At 58.1% G+C, this 15,721-nt stretch carries 16 protein-coding genes; 10 read left to right on the plus strand and 6 right to left on the minus strand.

Going from position 1 to position 15,721, the window contains the following annotated elements:
- Positions 1 to 25: 25 nt before the first annotated feature.
- From HY011_01335 to HY011_01360, 6 genes are all read right to left on the minus strand, one after another.
- A complete protein-coding gene (locus HY011_01335) occupies positions 26 to 322 on the minus strand; it encodes a hypothetical protein (GenBank protein ID MBI3421558.1) in 297 nt (98 codons plus the stop codon).
- Positions 298 to 492: a hypothetical protein gene (locus HY011_01340; protein MBI3421559.1), complete on the minus strand. Its 195-nt coding sequence runs from the start codon at positions 490 to 492 to the stop codon at positions 298 to 300. Before HY011_01340 ends, HY011_01335 begins: the two co-directional genes overlap by 25 nt.
- On the minus strand, positions 493 to 1,161 hold the full coding sequence (locus HY011_01345) for an IS1/IS6 family transposase (protein MBI3421560.1): 669 nt from the start codon (positions 1,159 to 1,161) through the stop codon (positions 493 to 495).
- Positions 1,162 to 1,232: 71 nt separating this feature from the next.
- A complete protein-coding gene (locus HY011_01350) occupies positions 1,233 to 1,775 on the minus strand; it encodes a tyrosine-protein phosphatase (protein ID MBI3421561.1) in 543 nt (180 codons plus the stop codon).
- A 235-nt stretch (positions 1,776 to 2,010) separates the two neighbouring features.
- A complete protein-coding gene (locus tag HY011_01355) occupies positions 2,011 to 2,826 on the minus strand; it encodes a HEAT repeat domain-containing protein (GenBank protein MBI3421562.1) in 816 nt (271 codons plus the stop codon).
- A 34-nt stretch (positions 2,827 to 2,860) separates the two neighbouring features.
- Positions 2,861 to 3,145 (minus strand): hypothetical protein, encoded by a 285-nt coding sequence (locus HY011_01360; protein ID MBI3421563.1) that lies wholly within the window; start codon positions 3,143 to 3,145, stop codon positions 2,861 to 2,863.
- A 339-nt stretch (positions 3,146 to 3,484) separates the two neighbouring features.
- Between HY011_01360 and HY011_01365 the strand changes: the two genes are divergently transcribed.
- The 10 genes from HY011_01365 (at position 3,485) to HY011_01410 (ending at position 15,587) form a co-directional block, all read left to right on the plus strand.
- Positions 3,485 to 4,213 carry a tetratricopeptide repeat protein gene (locus tag HY011_01365; GenBank protein MBI3421564.1) on the plus strand — a complete coding sequence of 243 codons (729 nt, stop codon included), beginning with the start codon at positions 3,485 to 3,487 and terminating at the stop codon, positions 4,211 to 4,213.
- A 44-nt stretch (positions 4,214 to 4,257) separates the two neighbouring features.
- Complete coding sequence (locus HY011_01370) at positions 4,258 to 5,880, plus strand: FHA domain-containing protein (GenBank protein MBI3421565.1); 1,623 nt, start codon at positions 4,258 to 4,260, stop codon at positions 5,878 to 5,880.
- A gap of 253 nt (positions 5,881 to 6,133) precedes the next feature.
- Positions 6,134 to 8,122 (plus strand): DUF1553 domain-containing protein, encoded by a 1,989-nt coding sequence (locus tag HY011_01375; protein MBI3421566.1) that lies wholly within the window; start codon positions 6,134 to 6,136, stop codon positions 8,120 to 8,122.
- 98 nt (positions 8,123 to 8,220) lie between these two features.
- Positions 8,221 to 9,741, plus strand: coding sequence for a DUF1501 domain-containing protein (locus HY011_01380; GenBank protein ID MBI3421567.1), 1,521 nt, complete (start codon positions 8,221 to 8,223; stop codon positions 9,739 to 9,741).
- A 196-nt stretch (positions 9,742 to 9,937) separates the two neighbouring features.
- Complete coding sequence (locus tag HY011_01385; protein MBI3421568.1) at positions 9,938 to 10,573, plus strand: sigma-70 family RNA polymerase sigma factor; 636 nt, start codon at positions 9,938 to 9,940, stop codon at positions 10,571 to 10,573.
- A gap of 21 nt (positions 10,574 to 10,594) precedes the next feature.
- On the plus strand, positions 10,595 to 11,383 hold the full coding sequence (locus tag HY011_01390) for a hypothetical protein (protein MBI3421569.1): 789 nt from the start codon (positions 10,595 to 10,597) through the stop codon (positions 11,381 to 11,383).
- Positions 11,384 to 11,445: 62 nt separating this feature from the next.
- Complete coding sequence (locus HY011_01395) at positions 11,446 to 12,342, plus strand: hypothetical protein (GenBank protein ID MBI3421570.1); 897 nt, start codon at positions 11,446 to 11,448, stop codon at positions 12,340 to 12,342.
- Positions 12,343 to 12,441: 99 nt separating this feature from the next.
- Positions 12,442 to 13,200 (plus strand): intradiol ring-cleavage dioxygenase, encoded by a 759-nt coding sequence (locus HY011_01400; GenBank protein MBI3421571.1) that lies wholly within the window; start codon positions 12,442 to 12,444, stop codon positions 13,198 to 13,200.
- A 267-nt stretch (positions 13,201 to 13,467) separates the two neighbouring features.
- Positions 13,468 to 14,913, plus strand: coding sequence for a multicopper oxidase domain-containing protein (locus HY011_01405; protein MBI3421572.1), 1,446 nt, complete (start codon positions 13,468 to 13,470; stop codon positions 14,911 to 14,913).
- Positions 14,914 to 14,993: 80 nt separating this feature from the next.
- Positions 14,994 to 15,587, plus strand: coding sequence for an SCO family protein (locus HY011_01410; GenBank protein ID MBI3421573.1), 594 nt, complete (start codon positions 14,994 to 14,996; stop codon positions 15,585 to 15,587).
- The last annotated feature ends 134 nt before the right edge of the window (positions 15,588 to 15,721 follow it).

Raw genomic sequence — 15,721 nt, forward strand, 5'->3', positions numbered from 1 at the left:
GGTAGCACCTCAAACAACCGTGGAATCATCCCCATTGTTTGATTAACTCCTTGGTCGCTGCCGAAAGGCGTCCGCGCCGTGAGGGCGGACGCCAGCGCGGGGGCGGTACGCGGTAGCGCAAGAGTTCTTTGACACTCCAACAGTGCGTCGTCAGCCCCGCCGCCCTCGCCGGAGTCTGGTTGATCCATTTGCGTCCGCCGATGATGCCTGGCAAGCGCAGGCTCTCGTGTTCCGTACAAAAATTGTAGACCGTCCCGCCCAGATACGCGCCCGCGTGTAGGCTGGCGCTCGTGTGCGTCAGCGCGCGAGTACGTCGTGCCAAGCTGCCCAGGCAACTGCGGAAGGTGCCGTTGAGCTGTACGCCGTATTGATGTCGCCCGCGCCTTGCGTCGCTTTGATAATCGTCGCAATGACTTCACTCGAACCTTGATAAATGCGGCGGGCGACGCCGACCACACGACCGGTTTCGTACTGCTTGACGACTTGCGCCAACTACAGGCGCGGCCATTCGACGAGCGCGCAACGCCCGCGTGCGCCGTGGCGCGGCAGCTTTTCGCGGAAGACGCGCTGGATGGTGGTCGGGTAGCTCGCCAACCCATCCATGCAAAAGAGCAATGGCCCGCCCAACGCCGACGCGCAGCGTTTGACTCGTTCGAGCAAACGTTCGATGAGCGGACTGTCGCGTTGCGCACTGACTTCCGCGCCGAGCCACAACCGTGTCTTCACGCAGATAGCCAGCGCTAACCAGAGTACGGCGCGTTGCGCGTTGACACGGATTTCATCGCCTTGCACCTGCCCCAGGTCTGGCGGCTGCTCGACCAACTGCTCGTGTACCGCCTGACAATGCCTACCGCCCTTGGCGAGCCAGGCGCGGACCGTGCGCTCATCCATGTCAAAGGCCGCCACAATCGCCTGCACCGGACAACCGTGCGCCAGCAAGGTCAGCACCAAGGTCACGCGCGCCGCATCGGATTGGAGCCGATAAAACGGCGTACCCTGCCGGGCGCTAAAGGTTTTCCGGCAGACGCTGCACTTGAACCGCTGCTCTTTTTGCGCATGCACGCCAATGTTGCCTGCGCCGCACCGCCCGCTGGCAGGACAGTCAGTGTTAGGACAAAATGCCTGCTCCGGGGCGAGGGGTGTGATCGTTTCTGGATTCATCACCCAGGTTGTGCCCCAGACCCCGGACTATTTCAGGCTCAAATCCATTCATTTCACGGTTGTTTGTGGAGCTACCAAGCGCGTTCGATCTGCCATCCATCAACGGTCATGCGATAGACCGCCGTCATGGCGCCTGTGCGATGGCGGCCCCCTGCGCAATGCACAAAGATGGGCCAATTATTTTCATCGTTCGCATACTCAAGAAACTTATTAACGTTTTCTTCGGCAGGTGCCTTTTTATCGCTCAGTGGCATATTTAGATAGCGTAGCCCCGCCGCTTCGGCTTTGCCTTTGGCAAAGTCCGTTGGGTCATCACGCAGGTCAATCACTGTCTTGATCCCTAGCGCTTTTAATTGCTCGTATTGACCTGCTTCGGGTTGGGCACCGCGGTAATAATGGTCATTGACCTTGCCAAAATTTTCCACACTGCAAGTCGGCTCAGTTGGCGTGGCGGAATCTGCCATGGCTTTACGATTCTTGCGTTCGCTATTGGCGAAAATGCAATTGGCACTTGCGAGCAGGAAGCAAGTGGCGATGGCCAAAGCAACAAACGAATAGCATGGATGCCTAACCGCGACCTTGTGATTAACTGGCGAAAAGCTGTTTATCTTCATGAAAGCTCCGTTGAGTTCAACTCGCCCTCTGTCAATGAGCGGTTGATTTGTTAGCCTGATTTACTGTCTATCGTTACTGTCTATCGTTACTGTCTGGTTTACCGATCATGGAAACGCCGATTCATCAGGGAGCGATGCCATAGATGATAGGTTTAAGCTCTGGCGATGTCTAGCGACAAATTCATTTTTCTGGATTATTCATTTTTTTCGGATGACCGTGTAAGTATGAGCAAATTCAGAGTGAAGTATGGTTGTTGATCTTGTCAATTGCTGCTTGGGCAGCTTCGCGTAGGTAGGGATCGTCAGCGGACGTGGCAGCCCGTAAGGCAGAAAGGACAGTGGGCGCGGGTTCCGTCGTCAACCAGCCCAGGGCGATGGCGGCTTCACGTTTAACAATTTGGGCCTTGTCGTTTTGTAAGGCTTCAAGCAGGAGAGGAGTTGCCGCCTGAAAACCAATCCGGCCCAACCCCCGAACTGCTTGGCTGCGCGCGAAAGCATCGGCTTCTTTACGGCGTTTTCGCAGCAGGTCGAGCAAAGGCTTGGCGGCGGCGGTGTCGGCTTGTTCGGCCAATACATAAGCAGCGGTCGCGCGTATTTCTTGTTCTTTGTGATTCAATAATGGCAACAACGCCGCCGTGATTTGTGGCCCTGGATAGCTTGCCAGGGCATATAAGATGGTCTTTCGGGTTGTCATTTCGCGTTCGGTTTTGAACGCGGCGAGCAGTGCATCAACGGCGGTTGAATCGCCAGCCAATTCCAGCGCCCGGGCGGCTTGTGTGCGAATAAGAGGGACAGCATCGGTTTGCAGTAAGTTGGTCAGTACGGCGATGGTATGTGGGCGCGCCGGAGTCAAACGCGTTTTGAAGATGGCGGATAAATCCACTAATAACGCCAGCCGCTGCTCTTCGTCAGCAGTGGCTAGGTTGGCGACAATCGTTTGCTCCGTTGCGATTGGTCTTTGCGCGAAGTAGGGCTGGGGGTTCAGCGTCACTCCACAAACCAAGGCTAACCTCAGCAAATACGTGATGGCTGATAACTGTGTTTTCTTCATTGTCACGACTGTGCCAACCTGAAAAATTCAGGTGTTAAGGACGCGCATAGTGCCGAGCCGAGGCCACTGAGTCGGCTCGCCGCCGGATCGCCTCCCATTCGACGACCTGACGCGCGCGGCGGTTTTCATAAGCCAATCCCAGCGTAGTGACCAAATCATCGTCTGCGATTTCCGGGAACAAGGGGGATTGGTCGTTTGCCAGCGTGGCTTGGTTGGATTCGAGCAAGGTGACGTAATCCAGTACTTCAGTGATTTCAGTTTCGGTGAGACGATCTAATTTGAAGAGGAGTCGTTCGCGTTCTGTTGGTCGCGTGATCATGTCGGCCTCCTTTACGTTCGCTTGCAGCCCGTCTGGCGAGGCTTTGTTTGCGGCAAGCGACCGGGAACGAAGGCGATCAACTTGCCATCTGAATTGTTACGCGCAAGAGACGCGTTGCCAAGTTTTTCATCGAGTCAATAATGGAGATAGATAACCCTCAATGCGATAAATTTGATCATACCGATGGCGTGATCTTAGTACGATGACACGAGGCTGGCAAGCCAGGGTGGTGCGAATTGCCGCGCCTAATTTGACGCTGCTCGTTTGCGCGGTTTACTCTGCCGCTTCAGATAGAAATTCGAGGCGAAACGAAAGAATCCCAAAAGGGTGCCTAAAAGTATGATTGATCGAAAGAAACTTCTTTACGGCGTGGCAGGCTTGCTCGTCGGCTTAGCGGTTGGCTATTGGGCGACTGATTCGCTCAATCGTAATTTTGCCGGAGCGGCCCAGTCAGAGCGCGGGGCTGCCCAAAACGCGGAACTGCCGCCGGATCATCCGCCCATGGGCGGCGCGACAGGCGCAGGATCGCGTGCGGAAACTGCGGATGCTTCAACGGGCGGCGAGCCGCAGGCCGAGGTTGCCGCCGTGCTTCAACAGGCACGCAATGAGCCTTCCAATTTTGAGGCGCAGATGAAAGCGGGGAACTTGTTTTCCCAAATCAAACGCTATGAACAGGCGCTGGAATTTTACGGGAAAGCCCAGCAGCTCAAGCCCAAAGAACACGGCTTGCTAGTCGCGTTGGGCAATGCCAACTTCGATTTGCAGCGCTATCCAGCCGCCGAACGCTGGTACAAAGAGGCGCTCAAGCTTAAACCTGAAGACGTAGACGCGCGCACCGATTTGGGCCTGAGCTATTTCTTGCGTGAGCCGAAGGAATTGGATAAAGCCATCGCGGAGTACCGCACCTCGTTAGGTTACAATCCGCGCCATGAGCAGTCGCTGCAAAATCTGATTACGGCCTTGTTGGCGAAAGGCGATAAGGCGGCGGTTCAACCGTACCTGCAACAACTCGAACAGGTCAATCCGCAGAATCAGGCGCTGGCGCAATTTCGGGCGCAACTGAACTAAGCTGCTATTGTGACGTTCCTTTCCCGCCCCGCTGTAACTCCTGTATGGCAAGTCTCAGAGTCATTCAACCTGATCAACGCAGTTTCGTTTACCGCATCAGCCTGAGCGAGATCGGCATCGGGCGCGAGTTAGACAATCATCTGGTGTTGCAGGATGACGCCCGGGTTTCGCGCCGCCATGCCCAGATACGCCAGCGGGATGGCGAAGGCTATGTTTTCGATTTGGGGAGTGGGAATGGCACCTACGTCAATGACCGGCGGATTCCGGCCCAACTCGAAGTGCCCTTGAAAGACGGTGATGTGCTGCGCATCGGCTCGCACCAGCTTGCCTACGTGGGCGATACCAAGCCGAAAAGTGAAATCATCGGGGATGGGTTCCGGCAAGTCGCCGCCAAAGTGCCCAGCGATGTCATTGGTTTTTCACCACTGGCCTCGGCCTCCGATTCGCAAGATGTGCCGGCCTTGCTTTACCGGCGCGAGTTGGAGAAGAAAGGCCGCATTCTCAAACTCTTTTACGAACTCAGCAGCAAACTCAGCGCGGTCTTCCAACTCGATGAAGTATATGGCAAGGTGCTCGACATCTTGTTTGAAGTGACGCCCGCCTCAAGGGCTTTTATCTACCGGCGCTCGGTGAATGCGGAAACCGGGAAAGAGCGCTTCGATCAAGTGGCGGTGCGGTTGCGCTCCGGCAGCCAGGATAAAGCCGCCGACAGCAAGCCCCTGCCGATTAGCAAATCGGTTTTTGCCAAAGTCGCCAACGAACGCGTTTCGATATTGTTGGACGACACCCTGCGCACATTTACTTCTGAAAGTATCGTGATCAACCAGATTCATTCCGTTATGGCAGCGCCGATTGTCGGTGAAGAAGGTTTGCTCGGGATTATTTATGCTGATCGTCAGGATGACGAAGAAGCTTTTACGCCAGACGATTTGGATTTGTTGAACGCTGTCGCCGTGCAAACGGGCATCGCCATCAGTACCGTGCTTAACCACGAAAGCTTGCAACGTGAATTGCAAACGCGCGCCCGCCTGGAGCGCTTTCTGCCGCAACCGGCAGTCGAAGAGATTCTGCGTTCGCCGGACAAGGTCAAGCTGGGCGGCACACGGCAACAAATCACGGCGCTGTTCGCCGATGTGCGCGGGTTCACTCCCTTGACCGAAAGAAGCACGCCGGAAGTCATTGTCACACTGCTCAATCGGTATTTCTCGCTTGCCAGCGAAATCATCTTCAAACACGGCGGCACGCTTGATAAATATATCGGCGATAGCCTAATGGCGCTCTTCGGCGCGCCTTATGAAAGTGAGCAACAGGCGACACAGGCCGTCCGCGCGGCCATTGAACTGCAACGTTCCATGCCCGCTTTCAATGCCGGATTGCAACGCGATGGCTTGCCCACCGTGGCGATTGGCATTGGCATCAACACTGGTCAGGCCATCGTTGGTTACGTAGGCTCTGAGACGCGCTTGGATTACACCGCTATTGGCGACGCCGTGAATACCGCCGCCCGCCTGGAAAGCCAGGCCAAACCGGGTCAAATTATCGTCAGCGAGCATACGCTCAATGTGCTGGACAAAGGCTTTACGCATCGGCCCCTCGGTACCACCAAACTCAAAGGCAAGCTGATTGATTTGCGGCTGGCCGAGATTGTCTGGGACAACGAAGCTTAAAGTTTGAAAATTCTTTCGACCAAGTTCGACCCGCCTGCCTCTAAAGCCGCGTTGCTGAGAGATTTCGCAAGTGCAAGTAGCGCAGTGATCGTGACGATGACCGGTGCTGGTCACCCCCGGTAAGGGTTAGCTCACCATATCACCCGCAGTTAGAAACAGACACAAACCGTAATGGTAGGCTGCTACCGCGTCCATTGTGTCGGCCTATATCTGCCGATTTTCTGCCCATTGTCTTTTTTTGTAGGAGGAACTTATGCCAAAGAGAAGCGCGTGGAAGCTGATCGGAGCGCAAGCGAGCAAACGGCTGCTGGCCCTGGCCTTTGCCGCGGCCTTGATCGTCGCCGCGTTGGGATGGTTCGGGGTGACTTACACTTCGCTCGCCGCCAACGCCGTTGAACCGCAGGGAGAAGGCGAGACCCGCAAGGTTAGCCAGGCCGATTGCATTTTCCTGCGTGACCCGGAGGGGATCAAAGGCGCCGCCGCGCGTCATCGCGATGAGGTGGCGCGCGCCACCGAATACCTGGGCAGCACGCTGGCCGAACGCACCGACAGCGAATTGTCGCTGGTTCCGCCGCAAGACATCCCGCGCAAGAATTTCATAGACAACATCCTCTTTGACCGGATGGGCAAGGACAACATCCAATCGGCTCCGTTGTGCACGGATGAAGAGTATGTGCGGCGTACCTATCTCGATCTCACAGGCCGCATTCCGGCGGCTGAAGACATCACCAAGTTCCTAAATGACAAGACGGCCACGAAGCGCGACGCCTTGGTGGACAGCCTGATCGGCACGCCGGAGTTCGTGGACAAATGGACGATGTTCTTTGGCGATCTGTTCCAGAACAACGCCCGCTCGGTGAACATTCAGCGTTACAGCGGCGGACGCGATGCTTTCTACAAATTCATCAAAGACTCGCTCACGGCGAACAAGCGCTATGACCTGATGGCGCGCGAGATGATTGCAGCCAATGGCGACAATTTCGTAGACGGCCAAAACAACTTCATCGTCGGCGGCGTGGTGCCGATGGGGCCGCCACAGGACACGATGGATGGACGCGCTGTGCATACCATGGGCATGTTCCTGGGCATCAACGCCTTGGATTGTTTGCTCTGCCACAGCGGCGCTGGGCATCTCGATAACGTCAATCTATGGGGTAAAGCCAAGACGCGGTTGGATGCCTGGGGTATGTCGGCCTTTTACGCCCGCGTGCGCCAGGTGCGGACGGTAATTTCGCAGCAACCCAACTACTTCAAGTTTGCGATCTCAGAATTGCCCAACGGCGAATATCAACTCAATACTGATTTTGGCAATCGCCAAACGCGCGCGCCCATCAACGGCAAAAGCACGGTTGACCCAAGTTACATTCTGGGTGCCGGGACGGTGAATCAAGGCGAAAATCGCCGTCAGGCGCTGGCCCGTTTGGTAACCGCCGACAAACAATTCGCGCGTGCGGCGGTCAATTACGTCTGGGAAAAGATCATGGTCGAAGCCCTGGTTTCGCCCTCGAACGCCTTCGATCCGGCGCGCCTAGACCCGGCGGCCAAACTGCCCGATGGCTGGTCGCTGCAACCCACTAATCCCGAATTGCTCGACGCGCTCGCCAACGATTTCAGCAAGAACAACTATGACCTGCGCAAGCTGATCGCCGCCATCGTCAAGGCCAACGCCTATCAGCTTTCAGCGCAATACCCAGGCACCTGGAGCCTGGCGCTGGTGCCGTATTACGCACGCAAGTATGTGCGCCGAATGGATGCCGAAGAGGTTCACGACGCCATCGTCAAAGCGACCGGCGTGACGGTCAGCTACCAATTGCGCGACACGCTGGGCGATCCGACCTGGACAGTCAATTGGGCGATGCAATTGCCCGACCCCGGCGAGCCGCGCGGGAATGCGGCGGCCATCGCGTTCCTGAACGGCTTCATCCGGGGTGACCGCGATGTGAAGCCGCGTTCGCAGGAGCCTTCGATAATGCAAGCGCTGAACCTGATGAATCATCAATTCGTGATGACGCGCATCCATCAGGCGAATGCCGGCTCGCTGGTCTCGAAACTGTTGGCCGACGCGACGCTGACGCCCGCGCAGATCGTGACGCAGTTGTATCTGAGCACGCTGGGACGCAACCCTTCGACGGATGAGTTGAACAAGCTGACGCCGCTGTTCTCTGCAAACACGCGGCGCGATGCGACCGAAGGAATTCAGTGGGCGTTGCTCAACAAGATTGATTTCATTTTTAACTACTAGGCTGAAGATCAGTACAGTACCGCGCGCGTCAGCAAGCGGTTGACCCTACAGACGACCGCTTGCTGACGCGCGCGGTACTGTTATAAAGGCAAATTCTCATGGCGAATGCAAAAGTACCAGAATGGCAACCAAAGCACGCGGTGCGTCCGCAAATCACGCCGATCACTGGCCCGGTCGTCGGGCGGCGTGACTTTTTCAAAATTGCCGGCACCGGCGTCGCGGGCTTTGCCCTGACGCCCATGCTGGCGGGCGCAGCCAAGGCGCAATACGGCGCGAAACTTGTTGGCAAGGCGCGCAATTGTATTTTCATCCTGCTGACCGGCGCGCCTTCGCACAGCGACACTTTCGACCTGAAGGTCGGTGCGTGGACGCCGACTGATTTCAACCCGACCACTTATAACGGCACGCTTTTCCCGCAAGGGCTGATGCCGAAGCTGGCCGAGCGGCTGAACAAATTTGCGATCATTCGCAGCCTGCGCGCGCCCGCCCTAGTGCACGCGCTGCAACAGACCTGGGTGCAGATCGCGCGCAGCCCCTCTTCGGCGCTTGGTAAAATTGCGCCGAATATCGGCAGCGTGGTGGCGCTCGAATTCGAGAAACTGCGCACAGCCAGTCAAAAGCTGCCGGTCTTTGTCTCACTCAACACCGGTCAGAACGTCGTCGGCCCTGGCTATTTCCCCGGACTGTATGCGCCTTTCGATACAACCGCCGCGCCGACAGGCATTACCAGTCTGGTCAATGCCGATGGGCAGACGAAATTCGAGCAGCGCTACGGCGTGTTGCAAATGATTGATTCGCGCTTGCGCCAGAATTCGCCGTTGGGCGATGACGCGGCGACGATGGGCAGCTTTTATGACCGCGGCAAAGGGATGATGTACGACCCGGCAGTAGACGCGGTCTTCAAATTCTCTACCGAAGATCAGGTGCGTTATGGTGGCACTTCGACGGTCGGTCAGACCGTCGTCAACGGCAACGCCTTCGGCAATTCGCTGATCGTCGCGCGCAATCTGATCAAGGCGAATCAAGGTTGCCGTTATGTACAGGTGAATTTTGGCAGTTGGGATCATCACCAGGACATTTACGCCAAGGCTGCCACACCCAACCAGACAGTGCCGGGCATTTATCAGATGGCGGGCGATTTGGATGACGGCCTCGCGAACCTGCTGGATGATCTGGCGGCGTCGCCGGGCGTCAACGGCGGCACCTTGCTGGATGAAACGCTGGTCGTGGCGATGGGCGAATTTGGCCGCACTGTCGGCCCTTTAACCAATCAGGATGGCCGCGACCATTACTTCCAGCAGTTTGCTGTAATGGCGGGCGGTGGTGTCAGCGGCGGGCGCATCATCGGCGAAACGACCTCGGATGGCGGCAACATCAAAGACCCCGGCTGGTCGCAGGGCCGCGCTGTCGCCTACGAAGACATCGCCGCGACGATCTATTCGGCGCTGGGCATTGATTACACGACCATCCGCCGCGACGATCCTTTCGGACGCGGGTTTGAATACGTGCCATTTGCTTCGGAAGGCGCTTGGTATCCGGTGCTCGAACTCTTTAGCCGCGACATCAAGAGCCGTGCGCCGATCATTGGACGCGATGCGGGCGGACGTCGTATCGGATAAGGCTCCACACAAGCTGAAAACACGCTAGCAAGACCGGCTGACGCAAGTTAGCCGGTCTTTTCTTTAGGCCAGCCAAAACCAGCCTGTTTGCCCAAACGTCTTTCCTGACAGAAAATCGTGGAACTGTTTTCCCGAAGCCTCTGTATACCCCGACGAAGGCCAGGAATGGCGGCGCAGAAAAATCTGGAATTGGCTGATGACAGAACCATCCGCACACTCATTATCCAGTCGCAGCGACGAAGACTTGCTGCGGCTGACCCTGGACGGCGACGAGCAGGCTTTCGACCTGCTCTATGAGCGACGTGCGGGCGCGGTCTATCAATTTGCCTTGCGGATGAGCGGGTCGAATGCTCTAGCCGAAGATGTCGCGCAGGATGTTTTCATGGCGCTGATCCGGCGCGGACAGCTTTTCGATCCGGCACGCGGCACGGTCATCAAATATCTGCTGGGCATGACGCGCAATCGCGTGCTGACGTTGTTGCAACGCGAACAGAGTTTTATCCCTCTGGTAGAAGAGGGCGAAGAGGAATCGGCGCTGGCGAATCAGGCCGCCGATGTGGCCGATCCGTTGCTTGAATTGGCGCGCCACGAACGCATCGAAGCCGTGCGCCAGGCGATTCTGGCCCTGCCGTTGCACTACCGTGAGGTTGTCGCTCTGTGCAATCTGGATGAAATGAGTTACGAACAGGCCGCTAGCGTGATCGGTTGCCCGGTGGGCACGGTGCGTTCGCGGTTGAATCGGGCGCGGGCCTTGTTGGTTGAGAAGCTCAATGCTGTGCGTGTTGTGCGGGCCGTGCAAGAGGCTGTGCCGCCCGTGGCCATCGCCGTTTGAGCGGTCGTGAAAGGGGCGAAGATGAACTGTCGGGAATTTAATGAAGTGCTCAATGATCTGACGAGTGATCGCCTGTCGGACGCGCTGGCACGCAAGCGGGCGCTGGTGCACGCGGGTGCTTGCGAGGCTTGCGCGCGCCGGTTGGCGGCTCAACGTGCGCTCTCAGCCAGCCTCTTTGAATTCGCCGAGGTGACCGGCAAGGAGCAACCGCCCTTGCGCATCAGGCAGCAATTGCGCGCCGCCGTGGCCGAGCGCCGTGCCGCTCCCGCAGTGGCGCAGTCTTCGGCAACGGTGCTGGCTTTCAAATCCGCCGCCAAGCCCAACCATTGGCGGCGTTGGGCACTGGCTGCCGCTGCTACAGTCCTGGCGCTTTTCACGATTTCGGTTTTGCTCTGGCGACAATCCCAAGCCCCAGCGCAAAGCGTATTGGCGGGCGCGGCATCGCCCACGCCGCAAATGACTCCGGCAGTGCCAAGCGTTTCTGGCAAAAGCGAAACGACTGCGACTGATTTACAGCCGCGCACACAGCTTGCGCAACGCCATGCACCTAAACAACGTCGCGCGCAGCGTGTCCGCGCTGTTGAGGCCGCGACCGATGAGCAGGAACTGGCTTCGGAATTCGTGCCGCTCACACTCGATACCGACGAGCGCGCGCTGGCGAATGGCACGTTGGTACGGTTGGAAGTGCCGCGCGCGCGGTTGATTGCGATGGGGTTGCCGCTGCGGGTTGAGGCCGACCGCGACACGATCAATGCCGAAGTGATGATGGGCGATAACGGCGTGGCCTATGCGATTCGCGTGGTACGTTAGTCAGCGCGGCGGCGCGGGTGTTAGCGACGCGCGCTGACAAAGAGGGAAGCGTTATGAATCAGATGATGAAACGAAATTTGTTGTTACTCGCCTTGCTCAGCGCGCTCGCTGTGGTGGGGAGCGCGCAGGGCCGTCCGCCGGGAGGGGGCAAACCTTCGTGGGAGCCGCGTCCCGGCGGGCCGCCGCCCGAGCCACGCGATGAGCGGCGTGGCCCGCCCTGGGGGCGGCCGGGAGGGGGCGATTATCGCGGGCCTTCGTTCGAGATGTTCGCCGACAACAAGGTCGTCAAAGGCGCGCCTTATTCAGCCACCGCCGTGACCGAGACAGTGCAAACGCTGGCCGATGGCGCCAAGATCACGCACAAAAAATCTGACACGGTTTATCGTGATAGCGAAGGGCGCGTGCGGCGCGAACAGACCTTTGATCGTGTCGGCCCTTTTTCGGTCGGCGATCAACCCCAGCAAGTGGTGTTCATCAATGACCCAGTCGCGGGCGTGAGTTATTTCCTCGACCCGCAACGTAAAACAGCGCGCCGGATGCCCAGCGCTGATCGGCCTGCGCCGCGCTTTCAACCGTCAGGGCCGCCGCCGAGCACGGGTGAACGCAAGACCGAAACGTTGAGCAAACAACTTTTTGATGGAGTCGAGGCCGAAGGCACGCGCGTGACCACGGCGATTCCCGCCGGCAAGATCGGCAATGACCGGGCGCTGGAAATCGTTTCGGAGCGCTGGGAAGCGCCCGCCCTGCAAGTCGTCGTCTTGAGCAAGCACAAAGACCCCTTTGCGGGCGAAACGACATACCGCCTGACCGACATCAAACGCGCGGAACCGGCGCATACCTTTTTCGAAGTCCCGGCTGATTACACGCTCGAAGAGGGCAAAGGCGGGCGTCCGCAAGGCCCTCCGCCGGGGTTTGCCCCCCACACTGATAACCGCCGCAAACCGCCGCACGAGCAATAAGGGCGTGTGGCCGAACGCAGTCAAACACCGGCGAAGTAATGCGAATACCTGTTGGTTATTCCGTGTTGCTTCGCTTTACCACTTTCCAGGAGAACGCCTGTGATTATCACCACCACTGATCGCCGCCGCTTTTTGCAAGGCCTGGCCCTGAGTAGCGCGTATTTCACGCAACCCGGCCTGTTTGCCGAAGTCTTGCAGCAGTCTTCAACTCAATCCCGGACGCTGACGCCGCGTCAGACCGAAGGCCCTTTCTATCCGAACAAACTGCCGCTCGATACCGATAACGATTTGCTGGTCATCAATGACCGGACGACACCCGCGCTGGGCGCGATTACGCATTTGACCGGGCGCGTGCTCAACGCGCGTGGCGAACCGGTGCGCAACGCCGTCGTCGAGATTTGGCAATGCGATAACAACGGCAAATACATTCACACCGGCGACAACAACAAGGCCGAGCCGGATGTGAACTTTCAGGGCTTTGGCCGCTTTGTGACCGGTTCGACGGGCGAATACTATTTCCGCACGATCAAGCCCGTGCCTTATCCGGGCCGCACGCCGCACATCCATTTCGCCATCAAGCAGGGCGACAAGCGCATGCTGACGACCCAGCTTTACATCAAAGGCTTCGCGCAAAACGACCGTGACGGCATTTATCGTGAACTTGGCAATAAACAGCCGCTCGTGACGGCGGATTTCGCGCCGCTCAAAGGCTCAACGCTGGGCGAACTCACGGCGCAGTTCGAGCTCGTCATCGGTGCGACACCCGAAGACCGGAACGAAGATCGGATGCGTGGGCCAGGCGGGCCAGGTGGGCCTGGCAGACCGGGTGGCCCCGGCGGCCCCGGACGACGTGGATAAGCCAGCCCTTTGCATTTCCCATCCTGACTGGCGCAACTCCCCGCAAGTTGCGCCAGTACGCAAGCCCTTCTTTGAACGAACAACATGGCGAACAAGAAAAAACTCAGTAGACGTACTGTACTCAAGACAGGTCTGGCGATGGGCGGCGCGGCGTTGTTGACCACGCGCAAGTCGCAACCAGCGCAAGCCCAGATTGCGAATTTCGCGCTCACGCCGTTTGTGGACGAATTGCCGCTGCCGCCCGTCGCACAACCGCTGGGACGCGGGATGCCGTTGCGGCGCGCGCCCTTCGATCCAGCGCCGAATCCGGCGGCGCATCAACGCTACGACGAATTTCGTCCGCGCAAGTTTTACGACATTCCTATCGTCGAGGCCGAGCATCGCTTTCACCGCGACCTGCCGCCGAGCCGCGTGTGGGGCTACAACGGCGTCGTGCCGGGGCCGACGTTTATCGAGCGTTACGACGTGCCGGTGCTGGTGCGTTTCCGCAATCAACTGCCGGCGAATCACATCGGCTTTGGCATCCCTTCGGTCATCACGCATCTGCACAACGGGCACGTGGCGTCAGAAAGTGACGGCTTCCCGCTGGATTTTTACGAGCCGGGTCAATACAAAGACCATCACTATCCGAACATCCTCGCTGGCTATGACGCCTTTCCGCCGCGCGGCGATGAACGCGAGGCATTGGGGACGCTGTTCTACCACGACCATCGTTTGGATTTCACCGCGCCCAATGTTTACCGGGGGCTGAGCGGTTTCTATCTGCTCTTTGACGAGCGCGATTCGGGTAACGAACGCGACACGAACCCGCGCGCCTTGCGCTTGCCGAGCGGGCCGTATGATGTGCCGCTGGTTTTCAATGACCGTAGCTTTTCGGCGGATGGGCAGTTGTTTTTCGATCAGCTTGATCTGAATGGCTTCATCGGCAACCAATACGCGGTGAACGGCAAGATTCAGCCGTATTTCAAAGTTGCGCGGCGCAAGTACCGCTTCCGGCTGCTCAATGCCGGGCCGTCGCGTTTTTACGAATACTTCTTGAGCAACGGCCAGCCGTTCGTTCAAATCGCCAACGACGGTAATTTGCTGCCCGCGCCGCTCACGCGCACCAGCGTGCGCCTGGGCGTGGCCGAACGCGCCGATGTGATTCTCGATTTCAGCAAAGCGCAAATCGGCGACCGCATCTTTCTGGAAAATCGGTTGCAGCAAGCGAACGGACGCGGCCCCGGCAACGTTGGCGGCACGCCTACGCAATTGCTGCGCTTCGAGGTTGACCGCGATGCTGAAGACCCTAGCGAAGTGCCCGCGAAAATGCGCGACTTGCCGAGCTACGACGTGAGCGAAGCCGTCACCACGCGCGTCTGGAATTTCAACGCGGCGCGCGGCGCGTGGCAGATCAACAATCGGTTGTTCGACAGCAATCGCATTGACGCCACGGTCAAAAAAGGCACTGCCGAGATTTGGGATTTGCGCACGGGCGGCGGCTGGAGCCATCCGATTCACATTCACTTTGAAGAGTTCCAAGTGATTGACCGCGCGGGCGCCACACCGCCCAGCGAAGAGATTGCGCGCAAGGACATCATGCGGCTCGCGCCCGGCAATCGTGCGCGCGTGTTTCTGCGCTTCCGCGATTTCACCGGCAGGTACGTGATGCACTGCCACAACATGATGCACGAAGACCACGCAATGATGATCTGGTTTGAAATTGTGCCGTAATCAGTGGTCAGTGTTCAGTGGTCAGTTGGCGAATCAGCACTCGTCACTGACCACTGACCACTGAACACACACCACTGTTTATGAATAGAAGAACCTTGCTGAAGAGCGCGTTGATTGCATCAGCCCCACCGGCTTTCCCGAACTTTGTTTTGCGCACGCACGAGAATCAAACAGTGCGCTTTTATGATGATTTGCTGAAAGACAAGCTGGTGCTGCTCAATTTCTTTTACGCGCAATGCGACGACTTTTGCCCGGCCATGACCGCCAATCTGGTCAAGGTGCAAAAGCTGCTGGGCGCACGTTGCGGACGTGACGTGTTTATGTATTCGCTTTCGCTCAAGCCCGAACAGGACACGCCGCGCGCGTTGAAAAAGTTCGCCGAGATGCACGGCGTCAAACCCGGTTGGCTGTTGCTGACGGGCAAGCGTGCTGAACTTGAAATCCTGCGACGCAAGTTTGGCCTTTACGATCCTGACCCGGCGGTTGACCGTGATGTGACGCAGCACACCGGGCTGGTGCGGTTCGGCAGCGCGGCGCTGGATCGTTGGGCGGCGTGCCCGGCGCTGTCGAATCCGGCGCAGATTGTGCGCTCACTCGGCTGGTTGGCTGGGCCGGCTTGGCAGGCGAAAGCAGACCAGTTTGGCGCGCACAGTCACGCGCACGAAAGCAAATAATCGCAGGTCGGAAACGAATTCAATTGGTGGCCGGTGGGTTGCCTTTTGATGGCCAAGCAAACTGTCAGAGATTTAATGGAACTCTCAGCCTGCCAGCCGTGTAAACCTCAACGTAAGCTTTCCCCACAATGTGT

The sequence above is a fragment of the Acidobacteriota bacterium genome (assembly GCA_016196035.1).
Taxonomy (GTDB): Bacteria; Acidobacteriota; Blastocatellia; order RBC074; family RBC074; genus JACPYM01.

What these genes read in the sequence shown, in the direction of transcription:
- HY011_01345 (MBI3421560.1), bottom strand. Translation starts at nt 1,161, where the DNA reads ATGAATCCAGAAACGATCACACCCCTCGCCCCGGAGCAGGCATTTTGT.
- HY011_01350 (MBI3421561.1), bottom strand. Translation starts at nt 1,775, where the DNA reads ATGAAGATAAACAGCTTTTCGCCAGTTAATCACAAGGTCGCGGTTAGG.
- HY011_01355 (MBI3421562.1), bottom strand. Translation starts at nt 2,826, where the DNA reads ATGAAGAAAACACAGTTATCAGCCATCACGTATTTGCTGAGGTTAGCC.
- HY011_01360 (MBI3421563.1), bottom strand. Translation starts at nt 3,145, where the DNA reads ATGATCACGCGACCAACAGAACGCGAACGACTCCTCTTCAAATTAGAT.
- HY011_01365 (MBI3421564.1), top strand. Translation starts at nt 3,485, where the DNA reads ATGATTGATCGAAAGAAACTTCTTTACGGCGTGGCAGGCTTGCTCGTC.
- HY011_01370 (MBI3421565.1), top strand. Translation starts at nt 4,258, where the DNA reads ATGGCAAGTCTCAGAGTCATTCAACCTGATCAACGCAGTTTCGTTTAC.
- HY011_01375 (MBI3421566.1), top strand. Translation starts at nt 6,134, where the DNA reads ATGCCAAAGAGAAGCGCGTGGAAGCTGATCGGAGCGCAAGCGAGCAAA.
- HY011_01380 (MBI3421567.1), top strand. Translation starts at nt 8,221, where the DNA reads ATGGCGAATGCAAAAGTACCAGAATGGCAACCAAAGCACGCGGTGCGT.
- HY011_01385 (MBI3421568.1), top strand. Translation starts at nt 9,938, where the DNA reads ATGACAGAACCATCCGCACACTCATTATCCAGTCGCAGCGACGAAGAC.
- HY011_01390 (MBI3421569.1), top strand. Translation starts at nt 10,595, where the DNA reads ATGAACTGTCGGGAATTTAATGAAGTGCTCAATGATCTGACGAGTGAT.
- HY011_01395 (MBI3421570.1), top strand. Translation starts at nt 11,446, where the DNA reads ATGATGAAACGAAATTTGTTGTTACTCGCCTTGCTCAGCGCGCTCGCT.
- HY011_01405 (MBI3421572.1), top strand. Translation starts at nt 13,468, where the DNA reads ATGCCGTTGCGGCGCGCGCCCTTCGATCCAGCGCCGAATCCGGCGGCG.
- HY011_01410 (MBI3421573.1), top strand. Translation starts at nt 14,994, where the DNA reads ATGAATAGAAGAACCTTGCTGAAGAGCGCGTTGATTGCATCAGCCCCA.